This window comes from Sphingopyxis sp. P1IMeth2 (genome assembly GCF_900185685.1).
GTDB classification, from domain to species: Bacteria; Pseudomonadota; Alphaproteobacteria; order Sphingomonadales; family Sphingomonadaceae; genus Sphingopyxis; species Sphingopyxis terrae_A.
In genome coordinates this window covers 498,309-513,148 of sequence record NZ_FYAT01000012.1, presented here as the reverse complement: position 1 = coordinate 513,148, position 14,840 = coordinate 498,309, and the positions used below count along the sequence as shown (strand labels likewise).

Here is a 14,840-nt window from a genome sequence, read left to right as displayed (position 1 = left end):
ATCGGACCCTTGAGCGGGTGGCCGCGACTAACGCGCAGCCAGTGTCACGCCCAAGGGCGTGTAAGTCGCAGAAGAAGAAGAGCGTTGCCGCGCATGGCGCCCCCATGATGCATTATGTCGCGCTTGGCAAGGGCAACGTGCGAAAATGTCGCCGGACCGCCATCCGAGAGGATGGGCGGCGGCCCGGCGCAGGGTGGGGTTAACGGCGGGAGAGGGCGTTGCCCCCTCAGGCGTCTTCGTTGTCGCGGACGTGGCCTTCGGCGGGATCGCGCGCGTCGTCGTCGTCATCGTCATCGAAATCATCGCCGAACTCGAAGACTTCCTCCTCGACCATATTGTCAGCGGCGTGGATGCGCACGCCGATCAGCCAGTCGGCAAGCGGGCCTTCCCAGCCCGCCTCAACCGGGGCGAGCGCATCGGCGGCGCTGCCCGCCGGGCGATCGCCGACAAGGTCGAAATCCTGCACCCCGTCGTCGGGCGGGGTGATGTAGACATGGGGTTCGAGCCGGACATGCGTCCATCCGGCGGTGGGGGCGAGGCCGTCGGCCTCGACAATCAGCAGCGGATCGTCCGCATCGCCGCCGACCATGGCGGCCACCTCGACTATTTCGCGAACCAGTTCGCTCATCGTGCCGACTCCTGCGAAAAGGGCGGGGCCCCAACCGGACCCCGCCCCCTGGCTAGCGGCGCTGTGTGACAGATTGATGCGTCACTGTTTTTCGAAGGCGGCGTGGATGTCGAGCTTCACCTCGTCGCTGACGAAGGGGATGCCGTAGAGGACGCCGAAATCGCTGCGCTTGATCGTCGTTTCGGCTTCGAAGCCGACGGTATCCTTCTTGCTCATCCCCATGCCGGCGCCGTGAAATTCGACGTCGAGGGTGACGGGGCGTGTAACGCCATTGAGGGTGAGGTTGCCCGTGACCTTTGCCTCTGTCCCGTCGTCGTCGAGGACGACCGCAGTCGAAACGAAGCGGGCGTCGGCGGGGGCGGGACCGAAGAAGTCGGGCTTGCCGCCGTCCTTGCCCGCGCGCAGCAGATGCGCGGTCAAGCCGGCGCTGGCGGTGGTGACCTTCGACACCGGGATGACGACGTCGACCTTTGCGGCGGCAGGGTTGGCGGGATCGAGCACGAGGGTGCCGGTCACGTCGCCGAAGATGCCGGTATAGTTGCTGAAGCCGAGGTGATCGACGCGCCACACGACCATCGTGTGCGCAGGATCGGCGGCGTAGGTGCCGGCGGTAACGCGGCTCTTGTCGGGCGCGCCGGGGGCGCCGGGCGCCTGGGCGACGACGACGGGAACGGCAACGACGGCAAGAGCGAAAAGCGTGGTGAGCGATGCGATACGGCGCATGAGCGGGAGCCTCCTGTTGGGGAGACGCGATGCTAGGCGAGGGCGCGCGTCGCCGTCAATCGCGTCGCCCGGAAACGCAGCGTTTCGTCCGCTCAGTCGATCCCGTCGCCGATCAGCGAGAAGGGCGCCCAAGCGCTGGGGTGCGACCAGCTTTTGAGGAAGTCGTCGGCGCGCGGATCGTTGCGGATATCGCGCATCGCGTGCTGTAACGCCTCGGCGCGCGAGAGGCCGGGGTTCTTCTGCATCAGTTCGAACAATCGCACGGTGAGTACCGAGGCGACGTCGTCGCGCACCGGCCAGTGCGAGGCGAGCAGGCTTTCGGCGCCCGCGAAGAAGAAGGCGCGCGCCAGCCCCGACAGCCCCGGCGCCCCTTCGCTGCCGTCGCCCGAGGCGGTGTTGCACGCCGACAGCACGACCCAGCGCGCCCCGAGGTGCAGCCCCGCGACTTCAGACGCGGTAAGCAGCCCGTCGTCGAGCGGGGTCGCGGTGGCGGGCGGGGTGAAGACCAGGCCGGGTTCGGCGAGCCCCTTTACCTCGCCCGCGATCAGCCCGTGGGTCGCGAGAAAAAGCACCGAGAGATGTTCGAGATCGCTGCGCTTGAGATTCGTTTCGGTAGCGGTGCCGGCGAGATAGAGGCGCGCGGCGTCGGCGCCGAGCAGCGCCTGCATCGCCTTCAATTCGGCCTCGGTCCCCGGCAGCCGGGCAAGGCGGCGCAGCGCCGCGGGATCGGCGAGCGGCTGCGCATCGCCGATCGCGGGTTGCAGCCCGGCGGTGACGGGGAGTCCGCTGCTGCGCGTGCCGCGCGCGCGGGCGCCGGCAATGCCGCGTGCGGCCGCCTGACCCTCGAGCACCGGATCGCCGAAGCCGACCATGCGCGTGCCCGCCTGGCCCTCGTCGCGCGCCGCGACCGCGCGCAGCAATTGCAGCGACTGGAGCGAAGGAAGCTGAAGCAGCGCGGGGCCGTCGGCGAGCCATTTCGTCGCGCGCAGCACCGCAGGATCGCCATCGGCGCCGGTCGGCTTTTCGGTGACGAGGATGCCGAGCGGCAGCGAGGAAAGCGACCCGGTCGCGGCGGTGAAGAGATGGCGCTTGCCCGCAAGATCGGCGGCGAAGGGCGCGAGCAGCCGGTCGTAGAGCAGCCAGGCGGTGCCGCGATCGAAGGGAAAATCGCCTTCGCCTTCGGCCGACCATTTTGCATCCTCTTCGGCGGTGACGTCGATACTGGCGCCGACGTCCCACAGCAGGCGGCGCACATGCGCGTTGACCTCTGCCGCGGGCATGTCGGCGCGATTCCAGCGCAGCGCGTCATGGGTGACGAGCAGGACATGGGTGCCAAATTCGGACGGCACGAGCATGACGAAGGCTTCGTCGGGCGCGAGCAGCGCCTGCGCCTCTGCGATGGCGAGCGGACGCGGCCGGATCAGCGCGAAATAGTCGGGTGTCGCCGCGGCAATCGCGGCATCGACCTGCGCGCGGCGATCGTCCTTGCGCGCGATTTCGGATTGCAGCGTCGAGAACTGACGCTGGCGTTCGGCGGGGTCGTCGGGGAGCGTTTCGAGCTTCGTGTTGAGCGCCGCGATCTCTGCATCGATCCGGCGTCGTTCCTCGACGAGCGGCGAGACCGAAGCGCGCGCCGCGGCGCGTTCGGCGGCGGCGCGCGCGACGGCCCGGCTGGTCGTTCCCGCCATCGCATCCTGCAACGCGGTGAAAGCCTGTTCGGCGGCAGCGCCGTCATGCACGCCCTTCGCCCACAGGGCGTCGGCGTAGAGCAGGAAATAATCGGCGTAGCGGCGTTCGCCGAGCCATGCCCAGGGATCGGCGGTCACCCAGTCGAGCTTCATTTCGTCGAAGCGGTCGAAGCCGAGCGCATCGCGGAAACTGGTCATGCCGAGCGCGGCATGGCGCGCCGCGGCGAGCGCCAGCGCCGGATCGCCGCGGTTGCGCAGCAGCAGTTCGGAAAGATCGGCCTTGAGCGCGTTGAGCGTGTCGTCGGGATCGCCGAAGCTGCCGCGCCGCGCCGAGCGCCGGTCGGGGTCGAGATAGAGGGCGAGATGGTCATTGGCGGGATCGCCCAGCACATCGGCCAGCACTGCGATCGCGGCGGCGCTGCGATCGCGCTTCTTGAGGAAGGTGGTCAGATTGTCGAGCGCATGAAGGGTACGGAAATCACCGGCGCCAAACGCCTTGCGTTCGACGGCCAGCGCCTCGCGGTAGACGGCTTCGGCTTCGGTATCATTGACGGGCAGATCGTCGAGATCCCAGGCAAGGTCGCGCAGCGCCTTGGCATATTCGTCGCTGTCCTTGCCGTAATGGCCGGCGAACAGCGCCACCTTGCGGCGGCTGTTGGCGATGCGTTCGATCTCGTCGCCATAGCTCGACAGGGTGCGTCTCTCCGCCTCGATCGCCTTTTGCTCGGCGTCGAAATCGATCCCGGCGAGCTGGGTGCCGACGAGCGCACCGAAACCATAGCGGGCGAGCTGGTCGCGGGCGCGGTCGGCCTTGCCCGCCGCGACCGCCGCCTTGGCATAGGCTTCGGCGATGCCGGTCACATCATTGACCATATCCTTGTCGAAATATTCGCCGCTGCCCGCCTTGCCCTTCGTATAATGCGGGCTGGCGACCAGGATTGCGAGGATGCGTTCGTCGAGGGCAAGCGCGTCGTCGGGGTGGTTCGCGCCCGCAAGCGCGGCGCGATAGTCGTAATAGCGGCGGACGAGGCGGAAATCGGGGCCTTCGCAATCGTCGCCGGTGCAGGCATCGATCGCGGCGAGGCTGTCGTCGAACAGCCGTTTGCGCAGCGCCCCGGCGTCGTCGGCGCGGCCGACGAGGGCGAGCAGCGCAGCGTAGCTCGACAGCATGTCGGCGCGCTTGTCGCGCGCGCGGTCGCAGCGCGTGCCCCATGCCGGGCCCTCGCACCCCGCCCAGCGCGGTTCGAAGCGCGCGATGACGGCATCGAAAGCGGCGACGGCTTCGCCGCCGCGCCCGACGTCGTTGAGCATCTGTCCATATTCGAGCAGCGTATCGCCAAGATCGGTATCGTCGCGCGCGCAGCCCATCACCATGCCGGGGACCCGGCGGCCGCAGCCATAGGCTTCCTCGGTCAGCGCGTGGACATAGTGGGAGAAGGGCTCGATCGCCTCTTCGCGGTAGCCGTTGACGCGCAGTGCGATCGCATATTGGCGTTCGACATCGGCGGTCGCATAGGTGCCCGCCCCGTACAGCGCGGTGGCGATTTCGACGGCGCGTACGAGCGCCTGCCGCGATTCGGGTGCCCGGTGCGCCCAGCTGAGATTATTCGCGTGGACGAGCAGCTTGGCGAGATAGGGAGCGCTCTTCTCGCCGCGGTCGGCGGCGATCAGCTTGAGCGTGCGTTCGGAGATGGCGGCGCGGTCGGTAAGATCGGCCGCCAGTTCCTTGCGGTCATTCTCGGCAACCTTCTCGGCGGTCGCCGGTGACAGGTCGGGGACGATCTGCGCCGCGGCCGGTAGCGCGGCGACGAGCCAGAACACCGCCCATATCCCCGCCAGCATCGTCCGCATCCGCCGCATATCCCGCCCCCCGCGAACGGCCGCGCCGACAAGGCGGCGAAGCCGGAAGCCAAAGGGTTAGGCAAAATTGCGACGCGGCGCAAATCGGGCGTAGAGGGCTTTGGGGAGCTTGGGCGGCTTTGGCGGGAAGCGAGGGTTATTGCCCCGCGGCGCGGCGCTCCGCAAACCATTGGCGCAGCATCGCGGCGGTGCAGCCGGTGAAGCCGTAAGAGCCGATCACCGAGCAACTGTCGGGACGCGTCAGGCGGGCGACATTATCATAATCCTCGACCCGCGCGCCCCAGGCGCTGCCGCCGACCGACGTGTCCTCGTCCTTGCCGCGCAACTCCTTCGGCACGCGGTAGCGGTCCGATTCAGGGCGCTGGGCGCAGACGACGATGTCCTCACCCTCGGCGACCGGACAATGGTCGTCGCCATAGGTGACGAGAAAGGAGATGCGTTCGGGCGGTTCGCTGTGCTGCGCGAGGCTTTCGTCCTGCGCGGCGGCGGGTAGCGGGGCCAGCAGCATGGCAGCGGCGAGCAGCAGCGACGGGGCGGCGGTTGAAATCGACATGGCGTTCCCTCTGACCATCCCCGTATCCGCAATAGGCACGCGAAGATGAACGCAAGCCGAACCGGGCTCAGGCGATATCGAGCGACGCGGCGATGGCGGCCCATATTTCAGCGAGTTCGTCAGCGCCGGTGCAATAGGGCGGCATGACGTAGACGCTGTTCCCAAGCGGGCGCAGCAGCACGCCCCGATCGCGGTAGAAGGCGGTGAGGCGGGGAGCGAGCGCCGAAAGATAGCCCGCATCGGGAACCACGAGATCGAGCGCGGCGATGGTGCCAAGGTGGCGCGTGTTGGTGATGCGCGGATCGGCCGCCAGCATCGCGAGATGCGCGGCCTGCGCATCGGCGAGCGCGTCGATCCGCTGCTGCACCGGTTCGTTGCGCCAGATGGCGAGATTGGCGTTGGCGGCGGCGCAGGCGATGGGGTTCGCGGTGTAGCTCGACGAATGATAGAAGGTCTTTGCGCGGTCGGGCGAATAATGCGCCGCGAATATCGCTTCGCTGCACAGCGTCACCGCGAGCGGCATCGCGCCGCCGGTGAGGCCTTTCGACAGGCAGACGATATCGGGGATCACCCCCGCCTGGTCGCAGGCGAAGCGCGTGCCGGTCCGGCCCCAGCCGGTCATCACTTCATCGGCAATGAAGAGAACGCCGTGCGCCGCACAAATGCTGCGCATTTCGGCGAGCACCCACGCGGGATAGATCAGCATGCCGCCGGCGCCGAGAATCAGCGGTTCGACGATGAAGGCGGCGGGCTTTTGCAGGCAGGCGGCTTCGAGCGCGTCGAGCGTGGCCTGCTCCATGCCTTCATGGGGGAAGGGGATGGCGTCGACGTCGAACAGCAAAGGTTGCCACGCGCGGTTGTAGACGCCGCGCTCCCCGACCGACATCGTGCCGATCGTGTCGCCATGATAGCTGTGGTCGAGGACGAGAATGCGGCTGCGCGCCTCGCCGATGTTGAACCAGTAGCCGAGCGCCATCTTGAGCGCGACCTCGACGCTGGTCGAACCCGAGTCCGAAAAGAAGACGCGGGTGAGCGGGTCGGGGGTGATGCGGATCAGTTCGGCGGCGAGGCTCTCGGCGGGTTCGTGTGTCCAGCCCGCGAAAATGAGCTGGTCGAGCTTTTCGGTCTGGGCCCGGATCGCGGCCATGATTTGCGGGTGCGCATGGCCGTGCGTCGTCACCCACCAGCTTGAGATCGCGTCAATCCAGCTATTGCCCTCGGCGTCGTAAAGGCGCGCGCCGCGGGCGCGGTCGATCAGCGGGATCGGCTCGCCGAGGCCGTGCTGAGTGAAGGGGTGCCAGACGGGGGACATTGGCGGTTTCTCTCTTTTGCGTTTGCGCTGCGCTTGTCGAAACACCGCATTTTCGTCGGATGCCCGATAAAGACAAGGACGGCCCTTAGACAAGCTCGGGGGCGAACGGGAATTGGAGTCAGGAGAAATCCGCGATGTTGAAATTGGCCGCGAAAGCCGCCGCGAGCGCCTCGGGGGTCAGCGGGTCAAGGTGGGGGAGGCGGCCGAGACGCTTTGCGCCCGATAGTGCCGCGATGATCGCTTCGCTGTCGGGGGCCGCCTCGCCGACAAAGGCGATCCCGTGGATGGGGACGTGGCGGGCCTTCAGCGCCTCGATCGTGAGCAGGCTGTGGTTGATCGTGCCGAGCGCGGTGCGCGCGCAGACGATCACCGGAATCTGCCAGCGCGCGAACAGGTCGGCGTAGAGCATCGTGCGGGTGACGGGGACGAGCGCGCCGCCCGCGCCTTCGATCAACAGGTCGCCGGGCGGCGGGGCGAGCGCGTCGGCGTCGATGGTCACGCCGTCGATTTCGGCGGCAAGGTGCGGCGAGGCGGGGGTGACGAGGCGCCAGGCTTCGGGATGGACGCGAACGCCGGCGAGGCGCGCGACGGCTTCGCTGTCGGTCTCCTCTTCGAGCCCCGACTGGATCGGCTTCCAGTAGGGCAGGCCGAGCGCGCCCGCGAGCGCGGCCGAAAAGACAGTCTTGCCGATGCCGGTATCGGTGCCGGTGACGACGAAGCGGGTCATGCCGCCGCCATCGCCGCCGACAGCGCATCGACCATCGCGTCGATGTCGCGGGTCGAGACGTTGAGGGTGATCGCGATGCGCAGCCGCGCCGTGCCCTGCGGTACCGTCGGCGGGCGGATGCCACGGATGTCGAAACCCTCGGCCTGCAGCATGGCGGCGATCCGCATCGTGCGGGCGTTGTCGCCGATGACGACGGGGATGATCTGGCTGCCGCTCGGCGCGATGCCGAGCGCTGCGAGCCGCTTTTCGGCGTGGCGGACGAGCCCCGAGAGCCGCGCCGCGCGCTCGGGCTGTTCGGCGACGATTTCGAGCGCCTGGCGGACGAGCCACGCCATGAGCGGCGAGGGCGCGGTCGAGAAGATGAAGGGACGGCCGCGGTTGACGAGGAAGTCGCGCACGATCGCGGGGCCGCAGAGCAACGCTCCCTCGCAGCCCAGCGCCTTGCCGCAGGTGTGGAGCGTGATCAGATTGGCCCGCGGCGCGAGCGCGTGGGCAAGCCCCTGTCCTGCCGGGCCATAGACGCCCGTCGCATGCGCTTCGTCTACGATCAGCACCGCGTCGTGGCGGTCGGCGAGGACGGCGAGATCGGCGAGCGGGGCCCTGTCCCCGTCCATCGAATAGAGGCTTTCGACCGCGATCCATGGCGTGCCGGTACCGCCGCCCGCGCGCCAGCGGAGGATCGCGTCTTCAAAGGCTTGCGGGTCGTTGTGCGCAGCCTCCGTGCGCTCGGCGCGGCCGAGTTTCATCCCGTCGTGCGCGCTCGCATGGATCAGCTCGTCGTGGACGATCAGGTCGCCGCGCTGCGGCAGCGTCGCGAACAGCGCGGCGTTGGCGGCGAAGCCGGTGGGGAAGAAGAGCGCCGCCTCGGTGCCATAGTGGCGCGCCGCATGCGCCTCGAGCGCTTCATGCTCGGCATGGTTGCCGCGCAGCAGCCGCGAGCCGCCCGAGCCAGCCGGAATGCCGCGCGCGGCGCCCTGCGCCAATGCTTCGGCGAGCGCGTAGGAACCCGCGAGCGCGAGATAGTCGTTCGAGGCGAAATCGATCCCGGCGCGCGGCGCGAGCGCGCGGCGGCGGTCGGCGGCGGCGAGGGCTTCGAGGTCGGCACGGTGGGCGTGAAAGGGATCAGGCCGTGGGGGCAAGGATGATAATCTCACAACAGGAAAATTCGCTCGCCCCGAGCCTGTCGAAGGGCGGTTCTATTCTTCGACGATGGAAGAAGGAAGAACGGTGCTTCGACAGGCTCAGCACGAGCGGAAAGAGAGGGAACGCTTTCCCCCGTCGCCGATCAGTTGACCGCCTTGTCGACCAGCTTGTTCTTGGCGATCCACGGCATCATCGCGCGCAGTTGGGCGCCGGTCTGTTCGATCGGATGCGCTGCGGCGGCCTTGCGGCTGGCTTTGAGTTCGGGCTGGCCGGCCTGGTTGTCGAGGACGAAATCCTTGACGAAGCGGCCCGAGGTGATGTCGGCAAGGACGCGCTTCATTTCGGCCTTGGTCTCGTCGGTGATGATGCGCGGACCCGTCTTGATGTCGCCATATTCGGCGGTGTTCGAGATCGAATAGCGCATATTCGCGATGCCGCCTTCATAGAGGAGATCGACGATCAGCTTGGTTTCGTGGAGGCATTCGAAATAGGCCATTTCGGGGGCGTAGCCCGCCTCGACGAGCGTTTCGAAACCCGCCTGGATGAGGTGGGTGATGCCGCCGCACAGCACCGCCTGTTCGCCGAAAAGATCGGTTTCACACTCTTCCTTGAAGGTCGTTTCGATGATGCCGCTGCGGCCGCCGCCGACGGCGGAGGCGTAGCTGAGGGCGAGCGCCTTGGCGTGGCCGTTACCGCTGTTGCCCGATGCTTCCTGCGCAACCGCGATCAGGCAGGGAACGCCGCCGCCCTTCTGATATTCGCTGCGCACCGTGTGGCCGGGGCCCTTGGGCGCGACCATGAAGACGTCGATGTCGGGGCGCGCCTCGATGAGGCCGAAATGGATGTTGAGGCCGTGCGCAAAGGCGAGCGCGGCACCGGGCTTCAGATTGTCGGCGAGATCGTCGTAATAAATCCTTGCCTGATGCTCGTCGGGCGCCGCGATCATGATGACGTCGGCCCAGGCGGCGGCTTCCTTGTTCGACAGGACGCGGAAGCCGGCGCCTTCGGCCTTCTTCGCGGTTGCCGAGCCGGGGCGCAGCGCGATCGCGACATCCTTGACGCCGCTGTCGCGCAGGTTCTGCGCATGGGCGTGGCCCTGGCTGCCATAGCCCAGGATGGCGACCTTCTTGTTCTTGATCAGATCCTGGTCGGCGTCGCGATCGTAGTAAACCTGCATTTTCTTCTTCCCCATAGTGTGTCCCCGCGAAGGCGGGGACCCATTTGACGTTGACTGGACCCCCGCCTTCGCGGGGGAACGCGAAAGTGAAACTAGAGCGCCTCCGGCCCGCGGGCGATGGCGACGATGCCGGTGCGGCCGACCTCGACCAGACCGCATTCGCGCATCAGCGCGATGAAACGGTCGACCTTGTCGCTGTTGCCGGTGATTTCGAAAATGAAGCTCGTCAGCGTCGTGTCGACGACCTTGGCGCGGAAGACGTCGGCAAGGCGCAGCGCCTCGATGCGCTTTTCGCCGGTGCCGGCGACCTTCACCAGCGCGATCTCGCGTTCGACATGCGCGCCCTGATCGGTGAGGTCGGTGACCTGATGCACCGGCACCAGCCGGTCGAGCTGCGCGATGATCTGGTCGATCACCGCGGGCGGACCCGAGGTGACGATGGTGATCCGCGACAGCGCATGATCGGCGCTGATGTCGGCGACGGTCAGGCTTTCGATATTATATCCGCGCGCCGAGAAGAGCCCGGTGATCTTGGCGAGGATGCCCGCCTCGTTATCGACGGTGACGGCGAGCACGTGGCGCTCGCCCGTTTCGGTGGTGATTTTCATCGTTATTCCTTCCCCTCCCGCTTGCGGGAGGGGATCGAGGGGTGGGTGCGAGCGCATCGAGCAGGCGGCGTTGCGGTGCCCACCCCGCTGCGGCGAGCGAACAAGTTCGCAAGCCTTGCTGCCCCTCCCGCAGGCGGGAGGGGATGAAGAGCGTCTGCCATCATCACACCAGCGCTTTCGCTTCGTCGTCCATCGTCCCGGTGACGTCGCTCGGCTGGAGGATCATGTCGGTGTGCGCCGCGCCCGACGGGATCATCGGGAAGCAGTTGGCGAGCTTGGCGACGCGGCAGTCGACGATCACCGGACCCGGCGTCTCGATCATCTGCCGGATGCCGTCCTCAAGCTCGCCTAGCGTGTCGATCCTGAGGCCGGTCCAGCCATAGGCGGCGGCCAGTTTCACGAAGTCGGGCAGGCTGTCCGAATAGCTGTTCGAATAGCGGCTTTCGTAGGTCAGTTCCTGCCACTGGCGGACCATCCCCATCCATTCATTGTTGAGGATGAAGATCTTCACCGGCAGGCGGTACTGGCTGACCGTGCCCATTTCCTGGATGTTCATCTGCAGCGAGGCTTCGCCCGCGATGCAGACGACGAGGCGGTTCGGGTGCGCGATCTGTGCGCCGACGGCGGCGGGAAAGCCGTAGCCCATCGTGCCGAGCCCGCCAGAGGTGAGCCAGCGGTTGGGCGCGGCAAAGCCGAAATGCTGCGCCGCCCACATCTGATGCTGGCCGACCTCGGTCGTGATGATGGGATCGCGGCCGCGGGTCGCGTCGAAGAGCGCCTTGACCGCACGCTGCGGCATGATTTCGGCGCCCGCGTCCTTTTTTTCGGGGAAGTCGAGGCAGCGCGTCGCGCGCCAGCCGTCGATGCGGCGCCACCATTCGCCAAGGTCGCGCGCCTTGTGGCCCTTGTCGGCCCAGGCCGCGATCAGCGCGTCGAGCGCGCGGCCGGCATCGCCGACGACCGCGATGTCAACCGGGACGATCTTGTTGATCGAGCTGCGGTCGATGTCGATGTGGATCTTCTTCGCCTCGGGCGCGAAGGCGTCGAGGCGGCCGGTGACGCGGTCGTCGAAGCGCGCGCCGACCGCTATGATGAGGTCGGCGCGGTTCATCGCCATGTTCGATTCATAGGTGCCGTGCATGCCGAGCATGCCGAGCCATTTCGGATCGTCCGACGGGAAGGCGCCCAGCCCCATCAGGGTCGAGGTGATCGGTGCGCCGGTCAGGCTGACGAGCTGGCGCAGCGCCGCGCTGGCGTCGGGGCCGGCGTTGATGACGCCGCCGCCGGTATAGAAGATCGGGCGTTCGGCCGCGGCGATCATGTCGATCGCCTGCGCGATGGCGCCGGCATCGGGTTCGACCTGCGGACGATAGCTTTGATGCTCGATCTTTTCGGGCACGCTATAGCTGCCCGTCGCGACCTGAACATTTTTCGGAATGTCGATGACGACGGGGCCGGGGCGGCCGTGCGTCGCGATGTAGAAAGCCTCGTGAATCACGGCGCCCAGCCGGTCGGGGTCCATGACCAGATAATTATGCTTGGTGCAGTGGCGCGTGATGCCGACCGTGTCGCATTCCTGAAAGGCGTCGGTGCCGATCAGCGTCGTCGGCACCTGACCCGTCAGCACGACCATCGGGATCGAATCGAGCAGCGCGTCGGTGATGCCGGTGACGGCGTTGGTCGCGCCGGGCCCCGAGGTGACGAGCACGACCCCGGGCTTGCCGGTCGAGCGCGCATAGCCCTCTGCCGCGTGGGTCGCGGCCTGTTCGTGGCGAACGAGGACATGCTTGATCGAGGGATGATTGAAGAGGGCGTCGTAGATCGGAAGTACCGCGCCGCCCGGATAGCCGAACACCGTATCGACCCCGAGGTCGACCAGCGCCTGAACCACCATGTCGGCACCACTCATTTCCTTCACGACATGCGCTCCTTCCTTCGTGCGGCCCGATGCTGGGCGCAGCCTGTCCGCGGCCTTGTTGCGCCGCAGCAGGCAGCGGGCAATAGGTATATGATTCTATCCTGTCAACAGTCCATCACGTAATAATATTGCGATCTGATTGACGGAATCGACGGATAATGACTCTTCGTGGCGCGGCCATCCGGCGGGGGGCTGGTGGCGGAACCAGGTATATTGCCGCTTCGCATATTGGCGGGGCGCCGCTTGCGCCGCCTCGAGCGCCGTCTCGCGGCTGCTTTCGCCGCGGACATGCGCCGCGACCTGCGGCACGCCGATCGCGCGCATGACAGGCAGATCGGGGTCGAGCCCGCGCGCGAGCAGCGCGCTCACCTCTTCGATCGCGCCGCCGTCGAACATACGCACAAGGCGGGTGTCGCAGCGCTCGCGCAGCCAGTCGCGCGGCGGCAGCAGAATGAGCGGCACCAGCGTGATCGCCTCGGCGATGCCGCCGCTGCGTTCCTGTTGCCACGCAGCGAGCGTCCGGCCGGTCGCGCGCACCACCTCGAGCGCGCGCGCGATGCGGGTCGTGTCGGCAGGATTGAGCCGGGCGGCAGCGGCGGGATCGGCTTTGGCGAGCGCGGCATAAGCGTCGGCGACGGGCAGGGCGCGCACTGCTTCGCGAATATCCGGGTCGATTTCGGGCACCGGGGCGATGCCGTCGAGCAGCGTGCGCAGATAGAGGCCGGTGCCGCCGACGAGGATGGGAACCTTCCCCGCGGCGTGCGCGTGGGACAGGGTGCGGCGCGCTTCTTCGGCCCAACGCGCCGCATTGTGGGCGGACCCGCCATCGACATGACCGAAGAGGCGATGCGGGATGCCGGCCATCTCCGCCGCGTCCGGCCGTGCCGAGAGGAGGGGGATGTCCACATAAACCTGACTCGCGTCGGCGTTGACGACCTCTGCGTCGCCGAGCGCCTGGGCGAGGGCGACCGCCAATGCGCTCTTGCCGCTGGCGGTGGGGCCAGCGATAAGCGCCACCGGTGGACGGTGCGTGAAGGAAGAAGAAGGAGATGCCATGTTCGTTGCAACGCTGATAGCAGCCGGGAAGCTGACGGGCGAGGTGGTCCGCGAAGCGATCGACCGTCTCGATGCGACAGGACATGAGGTGGGCGCGCCGCACTGGATCGACGAGGGCGACGCCGCGGACATCTTCTTTCAGGGCAGTCTGGTCAGCGCGCGCGCCGAACTGGCAAAAATGGATCATGGCGCGCTCGACGTCGTCGTCCAGCCGCTTGGCGACCGGACGAAGAAGCTGATCATCGCCGACATGGATTCGACAATGATCACCGTCGAATGCATCGACGAACTGGCCGACTATGCCGGGATCAAGCCGCAGATCGCCGCGATCACCGAACGCGCGATGCGCGGCGAACTAGATTTTCGCGCCGCGCTGATCGAGCGCGTCGGGCTGCTCCGCGGCATGGCCGAGGCGACGATCGCCGAATGCCGGGCGGAACGCGTCAGACTGACCCGCGGTGCGCGCACGCTGGTCCAGACGATGAAGGCGCATGGCGCCTGGTCGGTGCTGGTGTCGGGCGGTTTCCTGCCCTTTGCCGCGCCGGTTGCCGAAGCGATCGGCTTCGACAAGGTGGTCGCGAACGAGCTGGAGATCGCCGGCGGCAAGCTGACCGGCAAGGTTGCCGAACCGATCGTCGACAGCTCGGCGAAGCTCGAAACGCTGCGCGCCGAGGCCGCGGCGCGCGGGCTGACGCTGGGTGACACGCTGGCGGTCGGCGACGGCGCGAACGATATTCCGATGATCACTTCGGCGGGGCTCGGGATCGGCTATCACCCGCATCCCGCCGCCGCCGCGGCCGCCGATGCGGCGATCCGCCACCACGACCTGACCGCGCTTTTGTGGGCGCAGGGCTATGCGCGGCGCCAGTGGGTGATGGGATAGGCGATGCTGCGCGCGGCGGGGGCGGGCCTTGCCATGCTGGCGCTGTCCGCCTGCGCGGGCGGCCAATATCGCCCGGTGGCCGATACTCCGGTGCGGATCGGCAAGCCCTATGCGGTCCGCGGAACGACCTATGTCCCCGCCGCCGCGCCTGCCTATGACGCCGTCGGCTATGCGAGCTGGTACGGCAGCGAATCGGGCAATCGCACCGCAAATGGCGAGAAATTCCGGCCCGGCTGGATCACCGCCGCGCATACCACGCTGCCCCTGCCGACCTATGTCGAGGTGACGGCGCTCGACAGCGGGCGGCGGATCGTCGTGCGCGTCAACGACCGCGGGCCGTTCGCCGGCGGCGGGCGCATCATCGACCTGTCGAAAGGCGCCGCCGAAGCTCTCGGCGCGCACCGCCATGGCGTGGTGCCGGTGCGCGTGCGGCGGGTCGAACCGTCCGACGAGGATCGCGCTCGGCTGCGCAAGGGCAAGCCGGCGGCGGCGCTCGCCCCCTTGCCACCGCGCGAGCTGGCGGCGCTGCGCGCGCGGCTGGCGGCGGGGGAGCGCTGAGGCGAA

General features: G+C 67.8%; 13 protein-coding genes. 2 read left to right on the top strand and 11 right to left on the bottom strand.

Annotation, left to right across the window (positions count from 1 at the left end; genetic code table 11):
- Positions 1 to 226: 226 nt before the first annotated feature.
- The 11 genes from P1IM2_RS09290 to miaA all read right to left on the bottom strand — a co-directional run bounded on the left by P1IM2_RS09290 (position 227) and on the right by miaA (position 13,393).
- Positions 227 to 628, bottom strand: coding sequence for a hypothetical protein (locus P1IM2_RS09290; protein WP_062902708.1), 402 nt, complete (start codon positions 626 to 628; stop codon positions 227 to 229).
- Positions 629 to 709: 81 nt separating this feature from the next.
- Positions 710 to 1,351 (bottom strand): YceI family protein, encoded by a 642-nt coding sequence (locus P1IM2_RS09285; protein WP_186402266.1) that lies wholly within the window; start codon positions 1,349 to 1,351, stop codon positions 710 to 712.
- A 92-nt stretch (positions 1,352 to 1,443) separates the two neighbouring features.
- On the bottom strand, positions 1,444 to 4,890 hold the full coding sequence (locus tag P1IM2_RS09280) for a CHAT domain-containing protein (protein ID WP_186402265.1): 3,447 nt from the start codon (positions 4,888 to 4,890) through the stop codon (positions 1,444 to 1,446).
- 145 nt (positions 4,891 to 5,035) lie between these two features.
- On the bottom strand, positions 5,036 to 5,452 hold the full coding sequence (locus tag P1IM2_RS09275) for a hypothetical protein (RefSeq protein WP_062902705.1): 417 nt from the start codon (positions 5,450 to 5,452) through the stop codon (positions 5,036 to 5,038).
- A gap of 67 nt (positions 5,453 to 5,519) precedes the next feature.
- Positions 5,520 to 6,764 (bottom strand): adenosylmethionine--8-amino-7-oxononanoate transaminase, encoded by a 1,245-nt coding sequence (locus P1IM2_RS09270; protein ID WP_186402264.1) that lies wholly within the window; start codon positions 6,762 to 6,764, stop codon positions 5,520 to 5,522.
- Between the two features lie 118 nt (positions 6,765 to 6,882).
- Complete coding sequence (gene bioD / locus P1IM2_RS09265) at positions 6,883 to 7,491, bottom strand: dethiobiotin synthase (protein WP_062902703.1); 609 nt, start codon at positions 7,489 to 7,491, stop codon at positions 6,883 to 6,885.
- Positions 7,488 to 8,630: an 8-amino-7-oxononanoate synthase gene (locus P1IM2_RS09260; RefSeq protein ID WP_186402263.1), complete on the bottom strand. Its 1,143-nt coding sequence runs from the start codon at positions 8,628 to 8,630 to the stop codon at positions 7,488 to 7,490. Before P1IM2_RS09260 ends, bioD begins: the two co-directional genes overlap by 4 nt.
- 146 nt (positions 8,631 to 8,776) lie before the next feature.
- Entirely contained in the window at positions 8,777 to 9,811 is a 1,035-nt protein-coding gene (gene ilvC / locus P1IM2_RS09255) for a ketol-acid reductoisomerase (RefSeq protein ID WP_062903244.1), read from the bottom strand.
- A 92-nt stretch (positions 9,812 to 9,903) separates the two neighbouring features.
- Positions 9,904 to 10,419 carry an acetolactate synthase small subunit gene (gene ilvN / locus P1IM2_RS09250; protein WP_062902701.1) on the bottom strand — a complete coding sequence of 172 codons (516 nt, stop codon included), beginning with the start codon at positions 10,417 to 10,419 and terminating at the stop codon, positions 9,904 to 9,906.
- A 163-nt stretch (positions 10,420 to 10,582) separates the two neighbouring features.
- Positions 10,583 to 12,337 carry a biosynthetic-type acetolactate synthase large subunit gene (ilvB, locus tag P1IM2_RS09245; RefSeq protein ID WP_058813435.1) on the bottom strand — a complete coding sequence of 585 codons (1,755 nt, stop codon included), beginning with the start codon at positions 12,335 to 12,337 and terminating at the stop codon, positions 10,583 to 10,585.
- Positions 12,338 to 12,433: 96 nt separating this feature from the next.
- Complete coding sequence (gene miaA, locus P1IM2_RS09240; RefSeq protein WP_186402262.1) at positions 12,434 to 13,393, bottom strand: tRNA (adenosine(37)-N6)-dimethylallyltransferase MiaA; 960 nt, start codon at positions 13,391 to 13,393, stop codon at positions 12,434 to 12,436.
- Here miaA and serB point away from each other — a divergent pair.
- Together serB and P1IM2_RS09230 are read left to right on the top strand one after the other, a co-directional pair.
- On the top strand, positions 13,392 to 14,276 hold the full coding sequence (gene serB, locus P1IM2_RS09235) for a phosphoserine phosphatase SerB (protein WP_186402261.1): 885 nt from the start codon (positions 13,392 to 13,394) through the stop codon (positions 14,274 to 14,276). The genes miaA and serB overlap by 2 nt on opposite strands.
- Before the next feature lie 3 nt (positions 14,277 to 14,279).
- Positions 14,280 to 14,834, top strand: coding sequence for a septal ring lytic transglycosylase RlpA family protein (locus tag P1IM2_RS09230; RefSeq protein WP_186402260.1), 555 nt, complete (start codon positions 14,280 to 14,282; stop codon positions 14,832 to 14,834).
- The last annotated feature ends 6 nt before the right edge of the window (positions 14,835 to 14,840 follow it).

Excerpts from the sequence above, each read along its gene's own strand:
- P1IM2_RS09230 (WP_186402260.1), top strand. The coding sequence starts at position 14,280 with ATGCTGCGCGCGGCGGGGGCGGGCCTTGCCATGCTGGCGCTGTCCGCC.
- ilvN (WP_062902701.1), bottom strand. The coding sequence starts at position 10,419 with ATGAAAATCACCACCGAAACGGGCGAGCGCCACGTGCTCGCCGTCACC.
- P1IM2_RS09270 (WP_186402264.1), bottom strand. The coding sequence starts at position 6,764 with ATGTCCCCCGTCTGGCACCCCTTCACTCAGCACGGCCTCGGCGAGCCG.
- bioD (WP_062902703.1), bottom strand. The coding sequence starts at position 7,491 with ATGACCCGCTTCGTCGTCACCGGCACCGATACCGGCATCGGCAAGACT.
- P1IM2_RS09290 (WP_062902708.1), bottom strand. The coding sequence starts at position 628 with ATGAGCGAACTGGTTCGCGAAATAGTCGAGGTGGCCGCCATGGTCGGC.
- P1IM2_RS09275 (WP_062902705.1), bottom strand. The coding sequence starts at position 5,452 with ATGTCGATTTCAACCGCCGCCCCGTCGCTGCTGCTCGCCGCTGCCATG.
- ilvC (WP_062903244.1), bottom strand. The coding sequence starts at position 9,811 with ATGCAGGTTTACTACGATCGCGACGCCGACCAGGATCTGATCAAGAAC.
- P1IM2_RS09280 (WP_186402265.1), bottom strand. The coding sequence starts at position 4,890 with ATGCGGACGATGCTGGCGGGGATATGGGCGGTGTTCTGGCTCGTCGCC.
- miaA (WP_186402262.1), bottom strand. The coding sequence starts at position 13,393 with ATGGCATCTCCTTCTTCTTCCTTCACGCACCGTCCACCGGTGGCGCTT.
- P1IM2_RS09285 (WP_186402266.1), bottom strand. The coding sequence starts at position 1,351 with ATGCGCCGTATCGCATCGCTCACCACGCTTTTCGCTCTTGCCGTCGTT.
- serB (WP_186402261.1), top strand. The coding sequence starts at position 13,392 with ATGTTCGTTGCAACGCTGATAGCAGCCGGGAAGCTGACGGGCGAGGTG.